The 23,245-nt window shown below is 57.1% G+C and carries 20 protein-coding genes; 6 read left to right on the forward strand and 14 right to left on the reverse strand.

Going from position 1 to position 23,245, the window contains the following annotated elements:
* Positions 1-30: 30 nt before the first annotated feature.
* The 10 genes from ACTJJ1_RS04285 to yebS form a co-directional block, all read right to left on the reverse strand.
* Positions 31-270 (reverse strand): YebV family protein, encoded by a 240-nt coding sequence (locus ACTJJ1_RS04285; protein ID WP_004943489.1) that lies wholly within the window; start codon positions 268-270, stop codon positions 31-33.
* A 137-nt stretch (positions 271-407) separates the two neighbouring features.
* A complete protein-coding gene (locus ACTJJ1_RS04290; RefSeq protein WP_409443515.1) occupies positions 408-1,340 on the reverse strand; it encodes a Csu type fimbrial protein in 933 nt (310 codons plus the stop codon).
* Positions 1,341-1,358: 18 nt separating this feature from the next.
* Complete coding sequence (locus ACTJJ1_RS04295) at positions 1,359-3,848, reverse strand: fimbria/pilus outer membrane usher protein (protein ID WP_440832526.1); 2,490 nt, start codon at positions 3,846-3,848, stop codon at positions 1,359-1,361.
* Positions 3,849-3,855: 7 nt separating this feature from the next.
* On the reverse strand, positions 3,856-4,620 hold the full coding sequence (locus ACTJJ1_RS04300; protein WP_004943497.1) for a fimbrial biogenesis chaperone: 765 nt from the start codon (positions 4,618-4,620) through the stop codon (positions 3,856-3,858).
* A gap of 23 nt (positions 4,621-4,643) precedes the next feature.
* Complete coding sequence (locus tag ACTJJ1_RS04305; protein WP_004943498.1) at positions 4,644-5,192, reverse strand: Csu type fimbrial protein; 549 nt, start codon at positions 5,190-5,192, stop codon at positions 4,644-4,646.
* Between the two features lie 5 nt (positions 5,193-5,197).
* Positions 5,198-5,701 (reverse strand): Csu type fimbrial protein, encoded by a 504-nt coding sequence (locus tag ACTJJ1_RS04310; RefSeq protein ID WP_006324879.1) that lies wholly within the window; start codon positions 5,699-5,701, stop codon positions 5,198-5,200.
* Positions 5,702-5,703: 2 nt separating this feature from the next.
* Positions 5,704-6,243, reverse strand: a complete 540-nt coding sequence (locus ACTJJ1_RS04315; protein ID WP_004943503.1) for a Csu type fimbrial protein — start codon at positions 6,241-6,243, stop codon at positions 5,704-5,706.
* A gap of 270 nt (positions 6,244-6,513) precedes the next feature.
* Positions 6,514-7,950: a 16S rRNA (cytosine(1407)-C(5))-methyltransferase RsmF gene (gene rsmF / locus ACTJJ1_RS04320; protein ID WP_440832529.1), complete on the reverse strand. Its 1,437-nt coding sequence runs from the start codon at positions 7,948-7,950 to the stop codon at positions 6,514-6,516.
* 102 nt (positions 7,951-8,052) lie between these two features.
* Positions 8,053-10,683, reverse strand: coding sequence for a PqiB family protein (locus ACTJJ1_RS04325; RefSeq protein ID WP_006324881.1), 2,631 nt, complete (start codon positions 10,681-10,683; stop codon positions 8,053-8,055).
* Positions 10,652-11,899 (reverse strand): membrane integrity lipid transport subunit YebS, encoded by a 1,248-nt coding sequence (gene yebS / locus ACTJJ1_RS04330; RefSeq protein ID WP_006324882.1) that lies wholly within the window; start codon positions 11,897-11,899, stop codon positions 10,652-10,654. Before yebS ends, ACTJJ1_RS04325 begins: the two co-directional genes overlap by 32 nt.
* Positions 11,900-12,503: 604 nt before the next feature.
* On the opposite strand from yebS, the gene ACTJJ1_RS04335 reads away from it, so the two are divergent.
* The 5 genes from ACTJJ1_RS04335 to htpX all read left to right on the forward strand — a co-directional run bounded on the left by ACTJJ1_RS04335 (position 12,504) and on the right by htpX (position 17,401).
* Entirely contained in the window at positions 12,504-13,001 is a 498-nt protein-coding gene (locus ACTJJ1_RS04335) for a GAF domain-containing protein (protein ID WP_004943516.1), read from the forward strand.
* 95 nt (positions 13,002-13,096) lie between these two features.
* Positions 13,097-13,807 carry an RNA chaperone ProQ gene (gene proQ / locus ACTJJ1_RS04340; protein WP_004943519.1) on the forward strand — a complete coding sequence of 237 codons (711 nt, stop codon included), beginning with the start codon at positions 13,097-13,099 and terminating at the stop codon, positions 13,805-13,807.
* 19 nt (positions 13,808-13,826) lie between these two features.
* Positions 13,827-15,872, forward strand: coding sequence for a carboxy terminal-processing peptidase (prc, locus tag ACTJJ1_RS04345; RefSeq protein WP_004943522.1), 2,046 nt, complete (start codon positions 13,827-13,829; stop codon positions 15,870-15,872).
* A gap of 241 nt (positions 15,873-16,113) precedes the next feature.
* Complete coding sequence (locus ACTJJ1_RS04350; protein ID WP_440832532.1) at positions 16,114-16,326, forward strand: DUF4260 family protein; 213 nt, start codon at positions 16,114-16,116, stop codon at positions 16,324-16,326.
* A 196-nt stretch (positions 16,327-16,522) separates the two neighbouring features.
* On the forward strand, positions 16,523-17,401 hold the full coding sequence (gene htpX, locus ACTJJ1_RS04355) for a protease HtpX (RefSeq protein ID WP_004943526.1): 879 nt from the start codon (positions 16,523-16,525) through the stop codon (positions 17,399-17,401).
* Between the two features lie 47 nt (positions 17,402-17,448).
* Here the strand turns inward: htpX and ACTJJ1_RS04360 are convergent, their stop codons facing one another.
* Positions 17,449-18,843: an MFS transporter gene (locus ACTJJ1_RS04360; protein ID WP_041417337.1), complete on the reverse strand. Its 1,395-nt coding sequence runs from the start codon at positions 18,841-18,843 to the stop codon at positions 17,449-17,451.
* A gap of 230 nt (positions 18,844-19,073) precedes the next feature.
* Here ACTJJ1_RS04360 and kdgR point away from each other — a divergent pair, with 230 nt between their 5' ends.
* On the forward strand, positions 19,074-19,865 hold the full coding sequence (gene kdgR / locus ACTJJ1_RS04365) for a DNA-binding transcriptional regulator KdgR (protein WP_004943529.1): 792 nt from the start codon (positions 19,074-19,076) through the stop codon (positions 19,863-19,865).
* 129 nt (positions 19,866-19,994) lie between these two features.
* Here the strand turns inward: kdgR and ACTJJ1_RS04370 are convergent, their stop codons facing one another.
* The 3 genes from ACTJJ1_RS04370 to hxpB form a co-directional block, all read right to left on the reverse strand.
* A complete protein-coding gene (locus ACTJJ1_RS04370) occupies positions 19,995-21,386 on the reverse strand; it encodes an L-cystine transporter (protein WP_004943531.1) in 1,392 nt (463 codons plus the stop codon).
* Positions 21,387-21,568: 182 nt separating this feature from the next.
* Positions 21,569-22,117 (reverse strand): metal-dependent hydrolase, encoded by a 549-nt coding sequence (locus ACTJJ1_RS04375; RefSeq protein WP_004943534.1) that lies wholly within the window; start codon positions 22,115-22,117, stop codon positions 21,569-21,571.
* Between the two features lie 449 nt (positions 22,118-22,566).
* A complete protein-coding gene (gene hxpB, locus ACTJJ1_RS04380) occupies positions 22,567-23,232 on the reverse strand; it encodes a hexitol phosphatase HxpB (RefSeq protein WP_004943536.1) in 666 nt (221 codons plus the stop codon).
* Positions 23,233-23,245 lie beyond the last annotated feature (13 nt).

Raw genomic sequence — 23,245 nt, forward strand, 5'->3', positions numbered from 1 at the left:
TACACGGCGCGTTTTTCAGTTCATCGTTGTTCATGCCAGCCGCATCACCCAGGCATCGGATTGCCGATCGTAATGCTGCTTAAACAGCAGCGAATGCTTGCCATCCAGCGTCGCCGGAATGCTGGTGTGTTCATCCCACCCGTCTAACTGCATGCACAAGTCGGGATCCGACTTGCAGGGAATGGTCAGCGTGCTGGCCTGCTCGGACGAGGAGGACAAATGTGCATCATCAACCTCAAAACTGCCTATTTTTACCACGGTTTTGCCCATTGGAACTCCTTGCTCGATCTGCTGGTATGAGGTATGACCAGTTAAGGCCATCTCTTTGAGCATAGCTAAATGAGCAAAAAATGCCACATAAAAAATACAAGCTGGCAACAATCGCCGTCAGCGACTAGCGCATGAGGCTAATATTCCACGACAAAGCTGAGATTGTCCTGATAGGCGCCGACCGGCTTTTCGGTTTGCGCGGCGTTAATCACCGCCAGATAGGGAATGCTCTGCGCCAGGCCGGTACCGGCCCCGCTTTGTTTGTTGGTGCTGTCCCAGACGGTGGTGGTATTGGGCAGGTAAATTTGATACTGCATGAAATTGCTGGTGCCGTTTTTCATCTGCCGCCAGCCGGTGACCGGGTTATTGCCGTTGGTGAAATAGGTGTTGTAACCCTCGGTTTTGGTGCAGGTAAGGGTGATGCTCTGGTTCACCGGGTTAAACTGGCCCACCAGCGCCATGCTGCCAAAATTGACGTTCTGCGCGGTGCCAATCAGGCAGTCTTTGGTGATCACGGCGGTAATGGTCATGGTACTGAGCTTGTCGACGCCGTCCCACCAGATACACAGACCGAGCACGCCCAGGCCACAGATGTGGTAGTTCCAGGTCAGATTGACGGTATCGGTATAGGTGCCGGAACGCACGTTAGCGCCGGCGGTGGTCCTGACATACATCGGGAAATTGACGTTGGAGGAGATGAGGATCAGCGACAGCAGGTTCAATGAGCTGTAATCGATGGTTTGCCCGACGCTATACGCGTATTGGTAGTTCGAATCGGGGTAAATCAGGTAAGGAATTTGATCGCCGGAACCGTCGGTGTTGGCTATCGCCATATTGTGGGTGGTCGAGGTGATTTTCACCGTTACGGTGTTTTGCGACAGCAACGACAGACCGAGGCCGGTGCAGTTCAGCCCGGCGGTGCCCTGGGCGCTGATCTGGCCGTTGTAGACGGTAAAAGAGCTGCCGCCAGGCAGCGTCACGCTGCCATTGGTGGTGGCACAGTCGGCCAACGCCCACTGGCTTGCCAGCAGCATCAGCGTCAGTAATATCGCTTTGAATCCCCGAATCATATCTTTCTCCATAATGGGTTACTGGCAAACGATCGGCCCGATGCTCTGGATGCCCTGCGTTTTTGTCAGGCTGAACTGCGCCTGACAAGGTGCGCCGCCGTCTGCGGGGATGACGCTCAACCGGTTGTGCTGCTGCACCGGATCCAGATAGGCCATGCCGTCCCAACCGACATAGCTGCGTTGACTGCCGCCGATAACCGCAACCTCACTGCCGTTGGCCAGTGGTTTGCCTTGCGCATCGACCAGTTTGACGTCGGCGGCGGAGATCGGCTGGACCGGAAAATCGACCAGGAAACCGCTGTGATCGCGGATCGCCACGGTTTTCTCGACGGTAGGAATGGCAACGTCCGCAGGCAAATTGAGCGGGTCGATCTGGAATTTGGCGTGGTAATACGAGGTCACGGTCGGCACCAGCAGATAGCCTTTGGCGTTGGTCACGCCGATCAACTGATTTTCATAGCGCACCGGAATGTCCGGATAGCCCTGGGTCGAGACCAGCGCGAAGGCGTCGTTGATGGTGTTGGTGGCGTAGAGATCGCCTTTCATCATGACCAGCGAACCGCTCACTTCTCCCCAGCGGGTATAGTCGTCGCTGTTGCCGTACATCCCGGCGCGGGCCTCGAGCAAGCGGGTACGCCAGGTCATGTCGGCCTGACGGTAGCTGTTGCTGTCTTGTCCGTCCGCGTAGGCCAGGTTCCAGCCCAGGCCGCCGTCGGTCGGTGCGGCGCGGCTGTAGCTGACGCGTTCGCTCCACCGATTGTTGTTGTCGCGGGAAGCGCTGACGCTGGCGGTGCCCCAACTGTCGAAGGGAATGGCGAGCTGTAGCTGGGTGCTGTAACCGCTGCTGCCGATCTCCCGGTTGACCGAGGCATACAGGCTCATGTTGCGCCATAACGACAGGCTGTAGGAGAAGTTGACCAGCCGGGTGCGCGTGCCGATAGTGTCACGCACGTCGAAATAGCCGGCGCCAATGCTGCCGGCGCGGCCAAGGCCGAGGCTACCGGTGAGTTGATCGGTACGGCGGCTCAGGCGGTAGTCGCTCTTATAAACCGAAATATCGCCAAAGCCGGCACTGCGCAGGACGCGCTGGGCATTGAGGCTGAAATACCGGTTGCTGTAGGTGTAGCCGATGCTGCTTTGATCGCCCCGGTTACGGGTGTATTGGTAGACCGGTTGTTGATCGGGCTGCGGCAGCGATTTGCCGGTCAGCGGGTCGTAATAGTTCATCTGCCGCGAAGGGTGATAATCGTTAAACGCGCTGTCGCCGGCCTGGCTGTAGCTGTACGACGCGTTGAGCACGCCCCACTGGCCGAGGCGGATATCGGCACCTGCACCGCCCACCGCCAGTTCCGCCGCCGCTTCGGCGCGGCCTTCCATCGTCAACCAATCCGTGACGCCGTAACGCCCACTGCCGCTGGTCACCCATTGGCCGTAATCGGCTGAATTCAGGCCATAATTTCGGCGCAGGGCGCCGGCGGAAACGCTGAAATCGCTCATGCCAGCCTGCAACAGGTTGCTGGCGACATAAAACGGCACCAGGGTGCTGACCTGGCGGCCCAGCGCGTCGGTGGTGACCACCCTGGCCTCGCCCGCACCGTTGATGTAGGGCACTGTATCCAGGGTGAAAGGGCCAGGATTGACGCTGGTGGTGCTGTTTTTATAGCTGTTGATATACAGATCGACGCTGCTGGGTACCGCCGCCTGGCCGGAAAACTGCGGCAGCGGATAGGTGATCAGATCTGGGCGGGCGGTAAAATTACGCGCCAGTTGGATACCGCCAATACGCACGGAGCTGCTCCAGGGCAGTGAGCCGGTGGTGAGATCGCCGGCGGTATAGCTGAGCAGACGCTCATCATCCGTGTATCGCCACTGGCTGTCGTAGCGAATATAACGGCTCTCCTGGCTATCGCCGGCGGAGCGGTTAAAGCTGCCACGGAAAATGCCGGTGTTAGCCACCACGCCAAAACCGTCAAACAGCCGCTGTTCGCTCCAGGCGGAAAGGTAGCCCGGCTGGCCGTTGGCGTTGCTTTGGCTGGCGTAAACGTCGTAATTGAACAGCAGGCCGAGGCTGCTTTGCGCCGGCAGGCGATCCAGCGGATTCTGCGCGTTGAATTTTTGTTTGGGCAGCCAGTCGTTGGGGACGTTGATCAGCAATTGCTGGGTTTCGCCGCCGTAAGTGACATCCGCCTGCTTCAACAGATCGACCGCAATTTCTTTTGCCTGCTTGTCCGCCACCGGCAGACCGGCGTCGATCAATTGCTGCGGCGTGAGGTAATAGTGGCCGCCACGGTAGTTCACCGGCACCACTTTGCCGGTCTGGCGGCCATTGACCACCGGCTCCAGATACAGGGTGGTATCCGGCATGCTGATGGCGCTGGGCGGCGGCGGCAAATCATCGGCGTGCGCCAGCGGCGCCCACGGTGTGGCCGCTGCGCACAGTATGGCGAATGCCAACGGCTTCAGCCCGAATCCGTTGCTCCTGAGTGACGGCGTCCCTGTTAACCGCATGTGAAACTCAGTAAGACGGGAAGGTTATCGGTTGTTTATTGTCATTGACCGTGGCCTGCAGTTTACCGCTGCTGAAACTGCCTGAAGGCGGTACGGCAAAGCGCATTTGCGAACCGGGCAACACGTAACCCATCAGCCCGGCATTGAGCGTTTTTCCCTGTATCGTCACTTTGGAGATACGTGCGTGCACGATGCCCTGATTACGCACCTCCAGCCAACGTTGGCTGCTTTGCTGCAATAGCCGGTAGCTGAGTTGCGGCTGGTTGGCGGTGGCGTAGTCGCGCGGTTTTTCAGAATCCGGTTTGGTCCAGACACCCTGGCCGCTGACAAACAGCGGCACGGAATAACGCATCTGGAATTTCAACCCCATCTGGGCGCCGGCGGGCGTGGATGAACTGTCGTTTTCTTTTACCGGCACTTCATCAATCAGAATGCGGTAGGCGCGTTCCTGGCCGGCGGGCGGCGGGGTCTGCTTAATCAGCCGGATCAGTTGGCGCTTGCCCGGCGCTATCGAAGCGACCGGCGGGCTGGCGATCACCTCGCTCTGGTTACTGTAATCGTCTTTACCGTCGATTTGCCTCCAGCCAAGCACCCGTACCTGCATATAGACCGGTTTAGTGTCGCGGTTTTCCAACCACAGCGCCGTGGCGGGCTGTTGATCTTCAATCACCGGATCTATGGGCCAAATCAGAATCGACGCTGCGGCCAATGCCTGTTGCTGGCCGACAAGCAGCAGCGCTGCCGTCAACGGCAGACGGAAGGGGATACGCATAGCTAAATCCTTATTCAAAATACTTAATAAGTTACCGTCAGTAAGACCGTATCGTTGTAAGTGCCACTGGTGGGCAAGGTACTGGCCGAAAACAAACGGGCATAAACTTTTATTTCCTGAGTACTGCCGGTGGCGGCGATCACTTGCGCAGTGCCGCCGTTGCCGCCATCGCCCCACGGCGTGGAGTAGTTGTTGTCCTGGTAGAGTTGATAAAGCAGCGTCTCCGTGGTCAGGGTATTTTTTAGTTTGCGCCCTGCGGAGATGGAACCGGTGATGTTGTTGCCGACGCCAAGCGCCAGCGTGACGCTCAGGCCCGGGTTGCAACGTAGCAGCACTGAACCGGCCCCGGCGCTGGAAACGATGCTGACATTGCTGGCCAACGAAGAGATCTGACCAAAGCTGAGGGTGCCGAAGGTGGTGACATCGCTGTTGCCGCTGCCCAAGACGCAACCTTTCACTACCGTCGCATTGACGGTAAACGGCGTGCTCTTTTGCAAGTCGTTGACGCCGGTGTCACCGATTACCGGGGCCGCCGTCATCCCGAGCAGCAGCCCGCAGGCTGAAATGCGCATTGCCTTTACCAATTGATGGTCACCTGTACGGTATCGGTATAGCTGCCGACCGGTGGGGTGGATTGCACCGGGATCATGCCATACACCGGCAACCAGTTATCCTGGCCGTTAGCGGTTTGCGACACCCCGTTCAGGTTATCCCAAATGACGCTGTGGGTGCTGTTGGTGTACAGGTTGTAGTTTACCCGTTGGTTGGCGGCGCTCTGCAGGTAGCGGGCTGCGGTGTTGCCGCTTTGCCCGCCGCCGAGCAGCACGTTGTAGCTGGTGCCGTTGTTGCATTTCACGCGGATGGCACCGGCATTTTGTTGCCCGGCTACGCTGACGGCGGTAGTGAGAAAATACACCGTGCCAAAGTTCAGCGAGCCGAAGCTGACGTTGCCCCCCGAGCTGCTGCCGGCTTCGCACGCATTCAGCAGAGTGGCGCTGACGCCAATATTGGCGGTTTTGCTATCGGCATAAACCGCCAGACTTAACGCCAGTAATCCGCAACCGAAAACCGCCTGCCGCACCCTTACCAGGTTACCGTCATCGTCACGGTATCGTTATAGGTATCGGCCGCCGGAGTACTGCCCGCTGCCGGGACACGGCCGTAGACAATCAGAGGAACTGCCGCGCCGGTACCGGTGCCGGTTCGGGCGTTGGCGCCGCTGCCCCAGGCGGTAGCGCGGGCTTGATCCTGGTAGAGGTTGTAATTGATAAAGGCGCCGGCGGCGCTGGCCATGCGGCGCTGAGTGCCGGAGGTCACGTGCAGTCCGTTGTCCAGCGCTACGGTATAGTCGGTCCCGCTGGTACAGGTCAGCGACAGCGTGCCTGCGCCGCCGGAACCGGTTGCGCTGGCGTCGATAATATTCGCAAGCGAGGAGTAGGTGCCGAAGCTGATGGAGCCAAAATCATTGACTGAGCCGCTGCTGTTTCCGCCACCCACTACGCAACCTGCGCCGATGGTTAACGTCACCCCCAGGTTGCCCTGAATGGTGCCTGCTGCGTGGGCTGCGCCGTTTGCGCACAGCAGGGTTGCTACCGAGGCCAATGCCACCAGAGTTTTTTTCATTTTTTATTCCTTGCTGTGCCAGAGAGATCCGCAAAGCGCCATCCGGAAAGGCTGAACGCATTAATTTCTTTATAGGATAATTAATAGAATAGGAATTCAGAATTGTCTCGGCGGGGGGGCGAAAAATTTTCTTTATTTTGAAAGGTATCGATATTGCGCAGTCTGGGAAGCGCAATGTCGTAAATGTAGAATTATTAGAAGGGTAATACTTACATTTAGGAATATTATTAACGGTATTAATTGGCCGGGATTTCCCGGCCAATTAATACATTATTGATGGAAATCCAAAGCGCCGTCGCGGACCAGTTCGCGCGGCAGATTGTTTTTAATCCGGCTGCCGATGCGTTTGGCGATACCCAGCGGCTGCTGTTGGTAGGTCACTATGCATTCATCGCTCTGCGGCGGTGTTTCCGGATACAGATCGCGGCCGTGATACCACTCTTGCGCCAGCGCGGCGTCCAGCTCGAAACGCTGTTTGCCGTCGGCGGTGGCCAGCGCGATGACGGCTTCATGCTGCCAGCGATACCCTTTAGGGAAAGACTCTGCCAGCTTCACCCCAATACGCGAGAAGCGCACTTTGCTGATCAGCGCCTCCAGTTCGGCAGGGAACAGCCAGATCTCTTTATCGCGCGCCCACAATCGGCTGGTTTCATCCCAGGCGAGGCCGGAGGCCGCAGCGGCCTGGCTAACCACGGCCGAATCCTTGCCGGAAAGCGGGGTGAACGGGAATTTGCCCAGCTTGTAACTCGGTTTCGGCAACGGGGCAACGGAGTGGTTCTTGCGCAGGCGTGCCACGAAGAACCCCTCGCTGTCGTAGATCTGCGGGAAAACATGCAGGAAGCCTTCGGCGGTTAGCGCCTTTTCCGTGCCGGGGAACAGCTCGCCCAGCGGTTCAATGCTCACTGCATCGCCATACGCCGCCAGAAGGCCGTTGACGATTTGCTGATTTTCCTGCGCGTTGAGCGTGCAGGTGGAGTAGACCATGACGCCGCCTGGGGCCAGTGCATGGAAAGCGCTGTCGATCAGTTCGCGTTGGGTTGCCGCAATAGCGGTAACGCTTTCCGGCGACCAGTTGCTCATGGCGTCCGGATCTTTGCGCACCACGCCTTCGCCGGAGCAGGGGGCGTCCAGCAAAATGGCATCAAAGCTTTCCGGCAGCGCCGCGCCGAACACCCGGCCGTCAAAGTGGGTCAGCGCGACGTTTTTTACGCCACAGCGGCTGATGTTGGCGTGAAGGACTTTAACCCGGCTGGCGGAGTATTCGTTGGCCACGATACCGCCCTGATTGTTCATCAGCGCGGCAATCTGGGTGGTCTTGGAGCCCGGAGCGGCGGCGACGTCCAGCACCCGACGCGGTTTTTCCCGATCGGCGAACAGGGCGCTGACGGGCAGCATTGAACTGGCTTCCTGAATGTAAAACAGGCCGCTCAGATGCTCCGCCGCGCTGCCAAGCCGCAACTCTTCATCCTCACGCTCGATCCAAAAGCCTTCCGCACACCAGGGAATGGGCTCCAGCCGCCAGTCATAATCTTGTACCAACGCCTGAAAATCGGCGACGCTGATCTTCAACGTATTGACCCTCAGGCTGCGGCGCAGCGGGCGTTGGCAAGCGGCTATAAAATCGTCCATCGACAGTTCGGCGGGCATAATGGCGCGCGTCGCGTCGAGAAACGCGGGAGGCAAAAAAACGGAGGCAGGTTTGGCCACGGGGCGAGCTCTCTGGCAGCAATCGAAATAAGGGCGGGATTCTAGCATAAAAACGGGCCGACAGGGGGAGTGGGTGCCCCCTGCCGGCATTGGGTTACGCGCTTAATCCCGCGGGATTGCGGTGCCCCATTCTTTCCAGTCTTTCGGCTCTTCCGCATTCAGCATGAAGTGTTTGTTCGGCGTCGATTTAGGCGCCAGCGGAATGGTTGGCGGGGTGGCGAAGGCAATGCCGCCGCGGATGAACTGCTGGAAGGTGCCGCTCTTGATCACGCCGCCGGTCAGGCCAAACTGCAAGTTGTAGCCGGAGGCCAGCCAGAACACGCTGTTGTTGCGCACCAGGTGCTGATATTTCTTGCTGATGCGCAGCGCAACGTGAACGCGATCGGACATGGCGCCGAGATAGAAACCGGTGATGGTACCCACTTCCATGCCACGGAACAGCACCGGCGTGCCGACTTGCAGCGAGCCGGTTTCCGCTGCGTCGAGGATCACGCTCAAGCCGTCCAGATAGCGTGAGTCGGTGATGCTGGCTTCCTGCAGTTCGAAGCTGCGCAGTTCGCGGCCGCGGCCTGGTTCAACGTTGATATACGGCTGCAGCAGCGTATCGAGGTTGCTGACCCCCGCGGCGGAAATTTCCGGCGACACTACGGAGAAACGGCTGCCCAGACGTGCGAAGGTCTGTACGTATTCCGGATACAGCACCGCCTTGGCCAGCACTTCATTGCGCTCCGGCGCCAGTTTGAGCGAATCCACCTGGCCAATATCGATGCCGAGATAACGCAGCGGCATGCCGGGCGACAGCTTGCTGGCATCGTAAGTCCTCAGGACAATCTGGCTGCCTACCGCGCGGGCGGCGGTTTCATTGGCATAGAGTACGCGTTTGGCGCCTTTATCCAGCGTCACGCCCTGCAGATTGTCGAAGCTGATGGCGCCTTTCAACGCCCGGTTGAGCGGCGAAGCCTGCACCGACAGGCCGCTGCCGTTCAGTTGCACCTTGGCGCCGCCTTCGGCCCAAAAGATGCTTTCGCTGGTCAGCAGTTTGCGGTATTCCGGGCTGATATAGACGTCCACCTCAAACTCGTTGGCTTTCGGGCGAACGTTAACGATCTCGCCCACCTGGAATTTACGGTACAGCACCACCGAACCGGTCTGCACGTCCGGCAGGCTGACGGCGTTCAGCGTAAGGGTTGGCGTTGGGCTGTTGCCGATAATGCCGGCTTCGGCCTTCTCGGCGTTGGCATACAGCGGATACTGGCCGACCGGTTCGCCCTTGCTGCCGGGGATGATGCGCACGCCGCCGTCCAGCCACTCTTGCGCGCTGGCACCCAGCACTTCCATGCCGTCGATCCCCAGCTTGACGTCGACGCGGCTGTTGACCACGAATTTGCTGTCTTTATGCAGCAGGCGACGGTATTGGGCTTCGACGGCGGCGGTGAAGACCACGCCGCTGTCGGTCAGTGCGCGGCTCATCACCTGGCCGACTTTAACCCCATGCACAATCAGCGGCTGGCCTACGTCGATGCCGTAGCTTTGCGGGGCGTTGAGCGTCACGGTCAGCACGCCCGGCTGTTGCAACAGGGTTTCGCTGCTGTCGAGTACGTTGAAATGCTGCTGCGGTTCACCGTCGCCCGGCACCAGTTCCAGGGTATTGCCGGTCAGCAGTTGGCTGATTTTGGCGTCGTTAAGGCTGAGGCGCGGGCTGCGCATCACAATACGCGTTCCGCTGCGCATCAGATCCACCACCGAGGGATCGACGGTCAGCTCGCCTGTGACCTTGCTGTCCTGCTGGAGCGTCAGTTTGGTCAGGGTGCCCACCTGCAGCCCCTGGTAAATCAGTGGGGTGCGGTTCTCGCTGAGGTTATTGCCGCTCGGCAGATCAAGCGTAATGTTCACGCCGCGTTGACTGTGCGCCAGATCAGGGTACAGATCATAGCTTTGGTCGGCCTTGGCTTGCTGGCCGTCCGGCGGCGAGTCAAAGGCGATTGCGCCGTTGACCAGCGCCGCCAGGCTCTCAACCTGTACCGAGGCGCCCGCCAGGCTGAAATCGCCCTTAAAGCCTGAAACATTCCAGAAGCGGCTGTTACCTTTCACCAGATTGGCGAAGCGGCGGTCGATCAGCACGTCGACAGTGACGCCCTTATTACCTTCGGCGATGGTGTAGTCGTAGACTTTGCCGACCGGAATTTTACGGTAATACACCAGCGAACCGGTATTGAGCGAACCGAGGTCGTCGGCATGCAGGTGAATCATCAGTTCACCGGTATTCAGACGGTATTTGGGCTGGGTATCGAGTGCGGTGAAATGGGTTTGCTCTTTGCCGCTGCCCGGCATCATACCGATGTAGTTACCGCCGACCAGCGCGTCCAGGCCGGATATCCCGGCCAGTGAAGCCTTTGGCGTAACCAGCCAGAATTGGGTACCTTCGCGCAGCGAGTCTTCCAGATCGCTCTTGATGCTGGCTTCAACCACAATGCTGCGCAGATCCTTGCTCAGGCTGATGGACTGCACTGTGCCGACTTCCACCCCCTGATAGCGCACAGGAGTACGGCCCGCGACGATGCCCGCCGCAGACTGGAAATCGATGGTGACCGTGCTGCCGCGTTCCTGAAAGTTGGTATAAACCAACCACCCCGCGATCAGCAGGGCGATAAACGGCAGTAACCAGAATGGCGAAATGCGGCGCTTGTTTTTGACCCGCGCTTCAGTCGGTGTATTCGGCGTTTCCTGTTGCATGTGCATCCCAAATCAATCGGCTATCCAGCCACTCTACGGCAAGAATAGTTAAAATGACCGCAGAACCAAAGTAAAAGGCTGCCGGCCCCATAGTAAAAGATAACAGTTGGTCGCGATTCACCAGCGACATCATTAAGGCGATAACGAACAGATCGAGCATGGACCAGCGACCGATCCAGGTGACCAGCCGCAGCAGACGAATGCGCGTCTTCAGGCTGTGCGAGGTCTTGAAGTGTATGCTGAACAGCAGGGTGATCAGCACTATGACTTTGGTGAAGGGGACCAGCACGCTGGCGATAAAAACGATAGCGGCGATCGGCGCGTTGCCGGAGGTCGCCAGCGACACTACCCCGGAGAAAATGGTGTCTTCCAACCGTGCGCCGTTGGCGTAGACGATTGAAATCGGCAGCAGGTTGGCCGGGATCAGCAAGATCATCGCCGCAATCAGCGCCGCCCAGGTTTTTTGCAGGCTATAGGGCTGGCGATGACACATGGGAATATGGCAGCGCGGGCAGCGTCCCCGCTCGTCCGGATAACCGGTGAAATGGCACGACAGGCACACATGCAGCGCCGCCGGCGGGCCTTCCGGTTGTTCCTGCGGGTAATAACGTTCCCACAGTTGTTCCAGATTGACGTGGATCAGGGTCAGGATGCTGAGCAGAGTGAGCGACAGGTAGGCGATCAGCGCGCTGCCGGCCTGGATATCGGCATACTCTTTGACTTTGATCGCCGCCACCGCCATGCCGATCAGGTAAATATCGAGCATCACCCATTCTTTCAACCGTTCCAGCATCAATAATACCGGACGCAAATTCATGCCGAACGCGTGCCCGAAACGCAGATAAAGCAGCGACAGCGCCAACGTCAGCGGAGCACCCAGGGTACAGAAAGCGACCATGCTGGCGGTAAGGGGATCGCCCTGGCGGCTCATCTGCCAGATGCCTTCCAGCAGGCTGGCGTCGATGCGGGTGCCCAACAGGCGGATGCTGATCAAAGGTTCGCTGAAGGCGAAAGGCATCAGCAGCAGCATGGCGACCGCCATGGCGGTCAGGCGGGTCATCGACCAGTCGCGGCCATGCACCACTTTAGCATTGCAGCGCGGGCAATATGCGGCCTGATTGCCGTTCAGCGGCGGCAACACGAACAGCAGGTCGCATTCGCAACAGCGCTGGTGGCGTGCTTTGGAAAGAGGGCCGGTGATCGCGTGTATTTTCATCATGACAAAGCTGCTCTAAAGCCCGCCGGAGGGATAGCGTGGCTGAAAAATAAACCTGCTGTAACCCGCTTCGGGTAAAGCGCGGCGCGGTAAACAGGGTTTCTGCGAGGCAAACATACCTTGCCCGGCAGGGGTTTGTGAAGCAACAGATGAATAACCCGATGGCTATACGCATTTTTTGTAGGAAGGACAATGCGGGCCGGCGATCGTCGCTGCATTTTCTGGGGTGGTCTTTCTGGACATGGCTTCATTATAGCCACGGCGGCCATTTGCGGGCTGCCGGCGGGGCAATGGAGGGCCGACATTGAGCGTCGTTGAACGTCATAACTACCAATGCATTGATATTAAAAGAATAAAGTTCATGGCGGTTGACCCGTCGTTCCTTGCGCTAACTCCCTGTTTCAAAACGTCTCATGATTGCTTTGGACAACGCGACGCAATAGCAATTATGCTGGGGGCAAGCCGACAGGAAAATGGCAAGACAGCGAAACTACCTGCATGATATACAATAGAAAATCAAATCTATTGCCGCTTGCATACATTATGACTGGTTCCTGTGTTTCTCTCTTTATTCGGCACGGGAACGGATAACCATGGTTAACTAATGACAAAAGAAGAATTCTACGCGGAATTAAAACGCGATTTGAGTGCGCTGCTCGACGGGGAAACCAACTTCATTGCCGCACTGTCCAACGCCAGCGCGTTGATTAATGAGCGTCTCGACGACGTCAATTGGGCCGGCTTTTACCTGATGGACGGCAACCAACTGGTGCTCGGTCCGTTCCAGGGGAAAATCGCCTGCGTGCGCATTCCGGTGGGCAAGGGTGTCTGTGGAACCGCAGTGGCGGAAAATCGCGTGCAGCGCGTTGGCGACGTCCACGCGTTCCCTGGCCACATCGCCTGCGACGCGGCCAGTAATGCGGAAATCGTACTGCCGCTGCGGGTTAGCGGTCAGATCATCGGCGTTCTTGATATCGACAGCACAGTTTATCAACGTTTCGACGAACAGGACCAACAGGGCCTGGAAGCAGTGGTGGCGGGGCTTTGCGTGCAACTGGAACACTGTGATAGTGCGAAATACATCACTGTGACGGCAAGTTGATCTACGGTTAACGTGGCATTTACCGATGACGTCATTATAATGACGCCTGTTCATGCCTGTGGCTTGTTGGCGACCCGTTGTAATCAGGAAATTTCATGGAAAATCAACCTAAGTTGAACTCTAGTAAAGAAGTCATTGCTTTTCTTGCCGAGCGTTTTCCGCTCTGCTTTAGCGCCGAGGGCGAAGCTCGCCCGTTGAAAATCGGTATTTTTCAAGATCTGGTAGAGCGTGTTCAGGGGGAAGAAAGCTTAAGCAAAACGCAATTACGTTCTGCACTGCGCCTGTACACCTCAAGCTGGCGTTATCTGTACGGTGTCAAAGTTGGCGCGCAGCGCGTCGATCTGGACGGTAATCCGTGCGGTGAGCTGGAACAGCAGCATGTCGATCATGCCCGCCAACAGCTTGAAGAAGCCAAAGCGCGCGTTCAGGCACAGCGTGCCGAACAAAATGCCAAAAAACGTGAAGCTGCCGGTGAATCAGCCGATGCCGAGCCACGCCGTCCACGTCCAGCCGGTAAAAAACCTGCTGCGCGTCGCGAAGGCGGAGCCGCACCGGAGAACCGCAAGCCGCGCCCACAAACTCGTCCACAGCAAGCTCGTCAACCTCGTGCAGCAAAAGAGGAAAGCCAGCAGCGTCATGTGCCAGTCACGGATATCTCTAAACTGCAAATTGGCCAAGAAATCAAAGTCAGAGCAGGCCAGAGCGCGATGGATGCAACCGTACTTGAAATCGCTAAAGATGGCGTACGTGTGCAGCTCTCTTCCGGTCTGGCGATGATTGTGCGCGCAGAACACTTGCAGTTCTGATACGGAGGCCAACCAAGGCATGAACAAATTTGTCAGATTAACAGCAGTCGCGGGTCTGTTGTGGGCGGGTGTCAGTTACGGAGCGGATACAGCCAACATCCGCATCGACCAACTGCCTCAGCTTCATCAGGAACCGCAGCATGCTACTGTGAGTGAGCGCGTAACCTCGCGCTTCACTCGCTCTCATTACCGTCAGTTTGCCCTCGATGCGGATTTTTCAGGCAAGATCTTCGATCGCTACCTGAATATGCTGGACTACAACCATAACGTGTTGCTGGCCTCCGACGTGGCGCAGTTCGCCGATAAGCGCAATCAACTGGGCGAAGAACTGAAAAGCGGTAAGCTGGATACGCCATACGCGCTGTACAATCTGGCTCAGAAACGCCGTTTTGAGCGTTACACCTATGCGTTGTCGTTGCTCGAAAAGCCGATGAACTTTACCGGCAACGACACTATCGATCTCGACCGCAGCAAAACGCCGTGGCCGAAAGACAAGGCCGAACTGGACAGCCTGTGGGATGCGAAAGTCAAATATGACGAGCTGAACCTCAAGCTGACCGGCAAAACCGACAAAGAAATCCGCGAAACGCTGACCAAGCGCTATCAGTTCGCCATTAAGCGCCTGACGCAAAGCAACAGCGAAGACGTGTTCCAACTGGCGATGAATGCCTTTGCGCATGAGATCGACCCGCACACCAACTATCTCTCCCCGCGCAACACCGAACAGTTCAACACCGAGATGAGCCTGTCATTGGAAGGCATTGGTGCGGTGCTGCAGATGGATGACGATTACACGTTGATCAACTCCATGGTACCGGGCGGCCCGGCCGCCAAGAGCAAGGCGATCACCGTGGGCGACCGCATTGTCGGCGTCGGTCAGACGGGTAAACCTGTGGTCGATGTTATCGGCTGGCGTCTGGACGACGTGGTTTCCCTGATCAAAGGGCCGAAGGGCAGTAAAGTCCGCCTGGAAATCCTGCCTGCCGGCAAGGGCACCAAAACCCGCGTTGTTACGCTGACTCGCGAACGTATCCGCCTGGAAGACCGTGCGGTGAAAATGACGATCAAGACCGTCGGCAAAGAGAAAGTCGCGGTGATGGACATTCCTGGCTTCTACGTGGGCCTGACCGATGACGTGAAAGTGCAACTGCAGAAGATGGCCAAGCAGAACGTCAAGAGCCTGATTATCGATCTGCGGACCAACGGCGGCGGCGCGCTGACCGAAGCGGTCTCGCTCTCCGGCTTGTTCATTCCGAGCGGCCCGGTGGTGCAGGTGCGTGATAACAACGGCAAAGTGCGTGAAGACGCGGATACCGACGGCATTGTTTATTACAAAGGCCCGCTGGTGGTGCTGGTTGACCGTTTCAGCGCCTCGGCTTCCGAGATCTTTGCCGCAGCGATGCAGGACTACGGCCGTGCGCTGATCGTCGGTGAACCGACCTTCGGTAAAGGTACCGTGCAACAGTATCGCTCGCTGAACCGCATTTACGATCAAATGCTGCGGCCGGAATGGCCGGCGTTGGGCTCGGTGCAATACACCATCCAGAAGTTCTATCGCGTTAACGGCGGCAGCACCCAGCGTAAGGGCGTAACGCCGGATATCCTGATGCCTACCGGCGTCGATCCAGCGGAAACCGGCGAGGCGTTTGAAGACAACGCCATGCCTTGGGACAGCATCAATGCGGCTACTTACAGCAAAACCGGCGATCTGACCGCGTTCGATCCTGAACTGCTGAAGGACCATGAGCAGCGTATCGCCAAGGATCCGGAGTTCCAGTACATCGCGCAGGACATCGCCCATTACAAGGCGTTGAAAGACAAGCGTAACATCGTCTCACTCAATCTTGCTCAGCGCGAGAAAGAGAACCACGATGATGACGCTACCCGTTTGCAGCGCATCAACGATCGTCTGCAGCGTGCCGGCAAGAAACCATTGAAGGCGTTGGAAGATTTGCCGAAGGATTACCAGGAGCCGGACCCATACCTGGATGAAAGCGTGCATATCGCGCTGGATCTGGCTCACCTTGAACAGGCGCAGCCAACCCAGCAGCCGGCGGCGAAGTAACGCAGCCGGGTAAATAAAAAACGCACCTTCGGGTGCGTTTTTTGTTAAGCGCCGCTGAAGGCGCATTTAGGCGTCAAACATCCTGTGAGGCAATGATGAGCGAACTAACGCGTTACTCTGCGGCTCGAGTCGCTGCTGGTTTTGTTGGTGTCTGTAGCGCTGTATCAGCACCGGGAATACAGCTGGTGGCTGTTTCCTGATACCGGACATTTCGTTCCTGGGCTATGCGTTTGGCAAAAAGGTGGGGGCGATCGGTTATAACCTTGCTCATTCCTATATCGGCCCGGCGCTGTGCGCCTTACTGTTCGTCCTTTTCCCGCAGCCGTTCTGGCTGATGACGGCGCTGATTTGGTGTGTCCATATCGGCTTCGACCGCACCTTGGGCTACGGGTTGAAATATGCTCAAGGTTTCGCCTATACCCACCTTGGGCGTTTGAACGACAAACACCGCTGATTTGCCGCAGAAAAACCACCGCATTACGCAACAATCGTTTACAATTTGAAAAGCCATGCTGGAACGCCGATTTTGTAAAGTTTCGTATTTTTAGTAGGTTAATGGCGTACAACTCTTGAAACTGTGACGAATGCCCATACGATCTAGGGTATCCGAGACAGCGTTTTGTTAACATTTATGAGGAAGTAAACATTTTATGATGCGTATAGCTCTGTTCCTGCTCACCAACCTGGCGGTGATGTTGGTTTTCGGGCTGGTGCTCAGCCTGACAGGAATCCAATCCAGTAGCGTTCAGGGTCTGATGATTATGGCCGGTCTGTTTGGTTTCGGCGGTTCGTTTGTCTCCTTGCTGATGTCCAAATGGATGGCGCTGCGCTCCGTAGGCGGGGAAGTGATTGAACAGCCGCGTAACGAAACCGAAAACTGGTTGCTGGAAACGGTGCGCCGTCAGTCGCAGCAGGCGGGCATTGCCATGCCGCAGGTCGCTATTTATCACGCACCGGACATTAACGCTTTCGCTACCGGCGCACGCCGTGATGCTTCGCTGGTTGCCGTCAGTACCGGCCTGTTGCAGAGCATGAGTCGGGATGAAGCGGAAGCGGTTATCGCGCACGAAATCAGCCACGTCGCCAACGGAGACATGGTCACCATGACGCTGATTCAGGGCATCGTGAACACCTTCGTGATCTTTATCTCGCGCCTGATTGCGCAAGTGGCCGCCGGTTTCCTCGGCAACCGCGACGGTGAAGGCGAAAGCAACGGCAACCCGATGATTTACTTCGGCGTGTCGATGGTGCTGGAATTGGTGTTCGGCATTTTGGCCAGCATCATCACCATGTGGTTCTCACGCCACCGTGAGTTCTACGCCGACGCAGGCTCCGCCAAACTGGTGGGCCGCGAGAAGATGATTGCTGCGCTGCAGCGTCTGAAAACCAGCTACGAGCCGCAGGAAGCGGGCAGCATGATGGCGTTTTGCATCAACGGCAAATCCAAGTCGTTCAGCGAACTGTTCATGTCGCACCCACCGCTCGACAAGCGTATCGAAGCGCTGCGTTCAGGTCAGTACCTGAAGTAACGCTGAGAAGATTAAAAACCCCGGCTTGCCGGGGTTTTTTATGTCTGCTATTTGGCTTGCGGGCTGTGTTCCACCGGCTCCGCGCGCGGTTGGGTGATTCGCAAGCTGCTGACCGCTGCCGCTAGCGTGGCGAAGCTGCCGGCGAGGATCAGCGAGGCGTGCGTACCGGAGGTGGGAAACAGATTGAACATCAGCGCCACCAGCGCGGCACCGGAGGTTTGTCCCAACAGGCGGGCGGTGCCGAGCATGCCGCTGGCGCCGCCGCTGCGGTTACGGGGTGCGGCAGAAATAATGGTGTGGTTATTGGGTGACTGGAACAGCCCGAATCCGGCACCGCACAGCACCATACGCCAGATGATATCCAGGTCCGACGGGTTATGCGGCAGCATCGCCAGCAGGAACAGCCCTAGCGCAAACACTCCCAACCCGATACAGCCCAACAGCCCGGCGTGAACGCGCTCCACCAGCCGCCCGGCGATCGGCGCCATAACGATAATCGCCAGCGGCCAGGGTGTCAGCAACAGCCCGGTAGCCACCTCATCGCGGCCCAACGTACTTTGCAGAAAGAACGGCAGTGAAACCATCGCCAGCATTTGCGCAGCGAAGGAACAGATCGAGGTGCCCATCGACAGGGCGAAAATCGGGATGCGCAGCAGGTCGACCGGCAGCAGCGGAAACTCTTGCCGCAGTTGGCGGCGGACGAAGAAGAAGCCGATCACCATCAGTACGGCGATTTCGCTGAATATCAGCGTCAGGCTCTGACCCTGGGCAAAGCCGCTGATGGCAGTGATCAGCAGCCCGAAGGTCAGGGCGTTCATCACGGCGCTGGTCGGGTCAAAACGCTGATTGCTGCTTTTCTGGCTGTTGGCGGGCAGGTATTTCATCCCCAGCGCCAGCGCCACAATGCCAATCGGCAGATTAATGGCGAACAGCCATTGCCAGGATGCCACGGACAGTATCGCCGCCGCTACCGTGGGGCCCGCCGCCGAGGAAAAAGCGACAATCAGTGAGTTGATGCCCATGCCGCGCCCGAGAAAGCGCTGAGGATAGATAATGCGGATAAGCGCGGTGTTGACGCTCATGATGGCGGCGGCGCCAAACCCCTGCAGCACACGGGCTATGGTCAATGTCACCAGCGAATCGGACAGCGCGCAAAACAGCGAGGTAATGCTGAAGACCAACAAGCCGGCTTGATAGATACGGCGATAACCAATCAGGTCACCGAGCGAGGCCAGCGACAGCAGTGAAATGGTGATGGCCAACTGATAGGCGTTAACCACCCAGACCGAACTGGCCGGGCTGGCGTTCAGATCGCGGGCGATGGTAGGCAGCGCCACATTGGCGATCGCACCGTCAAGCACGGAAACGGTAATGCCCAGGGCGATGGCGAGGATGGCCCCATAGCGTTGTGGGACGGGGAGGCCGTCAGTACAAGAACGCATGTTGATCTCGAAGGTATTAATACGGGGGAGTATTAACATGCTAATCATATTCGACGGTAATTGCACCTTCAGTGGCCAGCTCAATTGTAATAACCGATGAGAGTTATGGCCTAATACATTCATCTTCAAGCATTTTTTCTTGGTTTCATTGCAGGGCGTCAGGGCTTGCGCGTATACTGAAACCCGTGTTCAAATTTCTTAAAACAGAAAAGCTGAGTAGGGCATTTAGTATGGCTAACGCAGATTTAGATAAACAACCGGATTCTGTTTCATCAGTGCTGAAAGTGTTTGGTATCTTGCAAGCGCTGGGCGATGAGCGCGAGATCGGCATTACTGAGCTTTCTCAACGGGTGATGATGTCCAAAAGCACCGTCTATCGTTTTCTGCAGACCATGAAGTCGCTGGGCTATGTGTCGCAGGAAGGAGAATCGGAAAAATATGCGCTTACTCTCAAGCTGTTTGAACTCGGTGCCAAGTCGCTGCAGAACGTCGATCTGATCCGCAGCGCCGATATTCAGATGCGCGAGTTGTCGAATCACACCCGTGAAACCATTCACCTCGGGGCGCTGGATGAAGACAGCATTGTCTACATCCATAAAATCGACTCGATGTACAACCTGCAGATGTATTCGCGCATCGGTCGCCGTAATCCGCTGCACAGCACCGCCATCGGTAAAGTGCTGCTGGCCTGGCGCGAGCGTGCGGAGGTGGAAAAAATCCTGTCGCAGATTGAGCTTACCCGCAGTACCCCGCACACCCTCACCAGCCCCGCTGCGCTGCTGTCGCTATTGGAGCAGGTACGCGAGCACGGGGTGGGCGAAGACATTGAAGAGCAGGAAGAAGGGCTGCGCTGCATTGCGGTGCCGGTATTCGATCGCTTTGGCGTGGTGATCGCCGGGCTTAGCATTTCGTTCCCCACTATCCGTTTCTCCGAGAAGGCCAAGGCGGATTACGTTAAACGCCTGCATGCTGCCGCACGTAACATTTCCGATCAAATGGGCTACCACGATTATCCCTTTTGATCCTGCCGGTGGTTGATGCCTAAAGGTGTGCCGTTCACGGGCGCGCCTTTATCCTTTAAATGAACCGCTATCGCAGACATAAAAAAACCGGAGCATCGCGCAGCTCCGGTTTTTTATTGCGGACGACATTTACTGGTGAGCCAGTTCCACTTCGTCTTCGCTGTCCATGATGTTTTTGTCCGTCTGCTTCATCAACTGGCTGGTGATGGTGCCGGCAGTCATTGAGCCGCTGACGTTCAGTGCGGTACGCCCCATGTCGATCAAGGGTTCGACCGAAATCAGCAGGGCAACCAGCGTGACCGGCAGGCCCAGCGCAGGCAGTACAATCAGCGCAGCGAAGGTGGCACCGCCACCCACACCGGCAACGCCGGCAGAGCTGATGGTGACGATACCCACCAACGTGGCGATCCACACCGGATCAAGCGGGTTGATGCCAACGGTTGGGGCAACCATAACCGCCAACATCGCCGGATACAGGCCTGCACACCCGTTCTGGCCGATGGTAGCGCCGAACGAAGCGGAGAAGCTGGCGATGGATTCCGGCACGCCCAGGCGGCGAGTCTGCGCTTCAACATTCAGCGGAATGCTGGCGGCGCTGGAGCGGCTGGTGAAGGCGAAGGTGATGACCGGCCAGACCTTGCGGAAGAATTTCGCCGGGTTAACGCCGGTGAAGGCCAGCAGCAGGGCGTGTACCCCAAACATGATTGCCAGACCGAGGTAAGATGCCACCACGAAGCTGCCGAGTTTGACGATGTCGTGGATGTTGGAACCGGCCACCACTTTGGTCATTAACGCCAGTACGCCGTACGGAGTCAGTTTCATCACCAGGCGCACCAGCTTCATCACCCAGGATTGCAGGGTGTCGATAGCCACCAGCACGCGCTGGCCTTTCTCTTTATCGTCTTTCAGCAACTGTAGCGAAGCCACACCCAGGAAGGCGGCGAAGATCACTACGCTGATGATCGAGGTTGGGCTGGCACCGGTCAGATCGGCGAACGGGTTTTTCGGCACGAACGACAGCACCAGTTGCGGTACGGTCAGGTCCGCCACTTTACCGACGTAGTTGCTCTGGATAGCCGCCATGCGCGCGCTTTCCTGCGTACCCTGGACCAGGCCTTCTGCGGTCAGGCCAAACAGGTTGGTCACCAGCACACCCACCAGCGCGGCGATAAGCGTGGTGAACAGCAGGGTGCCGATGGTCAGAAAACTGATCTTGCCCAGTGAAGAGGCATTGTGCAGCTTGGCTACCGCGCTCAGGATTGAGGCAAATACCAGCGGCATTACGATCATTTGCAGCAACTGCACATAGCCGTTACCGACAATGTTGAACCAACTGATGGATTCTTTCAGTACCGGGTTTTCCGAGCCGTATACCAGTTGCAGACCCAGGCCGAACACTACGCCCATCACCAGGCCGACCAGTACTTTTTTCGCCAGGCTCCATTGCTTATGGCGGGTTTGTGCCAACAGCAAAAGGAGGGCGACAAAAACCACCACGTTAATTACCAGCGGAAAATTCATCCCCAATGTCTCCAATCATTTTTCTTATATAAAAACGGCTACGCACCAAGGTGTAGCGAATCAAATATCGTAACAGTTTGCGCAACGGCTCACTTATATCCAAATGGAATTTGATATAACTTTGAATATGGATTTGTTTAATTAATATACTTTATGAATGGTTAGTGGCCGATTTTTTGTGATCACAGTCGGATATTTTTGATTTGCTCAAAATAGGACTGCACAGGAATGGTGCACCCTCCTTGCCAATAGATAGCGAAGGCCACCAGGCAGAGGCAAAGGGCTCGCTCCAACTGGTTGCCTTTCTGGGAATTTAGCACCGGCAGGCGAAAGCGCCAGCGGCAGGGCCAGAGCAAGGGTACGCCGGCAGGGGTGAGCATATCGGCCAACAGGTGGCTGAAATAGCCAATAATCATCGCATGCAGCACGTCGGGCGGGATAGGCCAACTGCGCGGCACATCTAACTGGAACAGCGCCATACCGCCGGCGATCGCCAGCAGGCTGTGGGTGAAACCGCGGTGCCCGAAGGCTCGGGAGATGGGAATGGCAATCCAGCGCAGGCGTTGGCCCAGGACCGATTTGGGGTGATCGATATCGGGCAGCAGTGAGGTTAGCAGTGCGGCAGGGATAATGTGCCACCAGTCGCCGGTGGCCAGCTCCGGTGTCACCTCGGCCTTCTTGGCGAAAATCGCGCAAGCGACAGAGAAAATAAGATGTCCTTCCGCGGTCATGCTGTTGTTGTTCCGGCTGATAAACTGTTAATTTATCCAGTATATGGGAAAATTAACAGTTGCGGAAGCGGTTACCCTGTAACTAATTGTTTGTTTTGTCCGGTTTTACAACGAGTTGTTACGTAAAAGGTTAAGCATTGACCGTTGTGGATGCCGCGGATGATCGTAAGGAATGCGTTGACTACCTCCCACAAATACATCTCGACTGCAGGCATGCGGGAGAAAGCGCCGAGCGGCAGAGTTGCGCTGCGTGGCAGTGACAGCGCTTACCGGCTACCCGGCGCTTTCTTGATGTCCCAGCATAGATATTCCGGCATGTTAATTCAATAAAAATGAAATAATGTTTTATTTATTTTCAGGCCTAAGGCATGGTTTTGAAAATTAGCAGGAGGAACCAGGAGATAAAAGAGAGAGGCAGGGCGGCAGCGGGATAACGCCGCCGCGAAAGATTACGCCAGATGGCCGGGAGTGAGCTGTTCGAGGGTATCGAGTTTATGGTCCGCCAGTGCCCAGCGCGTGTCGTGGCGATACTCTTGCGCCGGGATGACGATTGAACGCATTCTCGCGGCCTTGGTGGCAATCATGCCGTTGAACGAGTCTTCCAGCGTGATGCAGCGCAACGGATCGCTGCCGAGACGTTCGGCGGCGATAAGGTAAACCTCCGGGTGCGGTTTGCTGTAAGGCAGATATTCGGCGGACACCAGTTGATCGAAATACCCCGCCAGATCGAACATCTTCAACACCTGTTGTTGCATGTGCAGCGGCGATGCGGAGGCCAGGCCAATCTTCAGATCCAGACTGCGGCACAGTTCCAACGCCTGTTGCACGCCCGGCAGCAACGGCCGTTTTTCATGCACCAGCTCAATGGCGCGTTCAATAATCCGCGCGGAGACCTCCTCCAGCGAAACGCCTTGCCACGGCATGGCCTGAAACCACATTTTCACCACCAGATCGATGCGTAGCCCGAGGGTGTCCGGCAGTTTATGGCGGTCAGACAGATCCAGCCCCAGCGCGCCAAAGATATCCAGTTCCGCCTGTAGCCACAGCGGTTCTGAGTCGATCAACAAACCGTCCATATCAAAAATAGCGGTTTCAATGCGTTGCGAATAGGCCATTAGCGATGAGCTC

It is taken from the genome of Serratia sp. 22264 (genome assembly GCF_052045345.1).
Lineage (GTDB): Bacteria > Pseudomonadota > Gammaproteobacteria > Enterobacterales > Enterobacteriaceae > Serratia > Serratia plymuthica.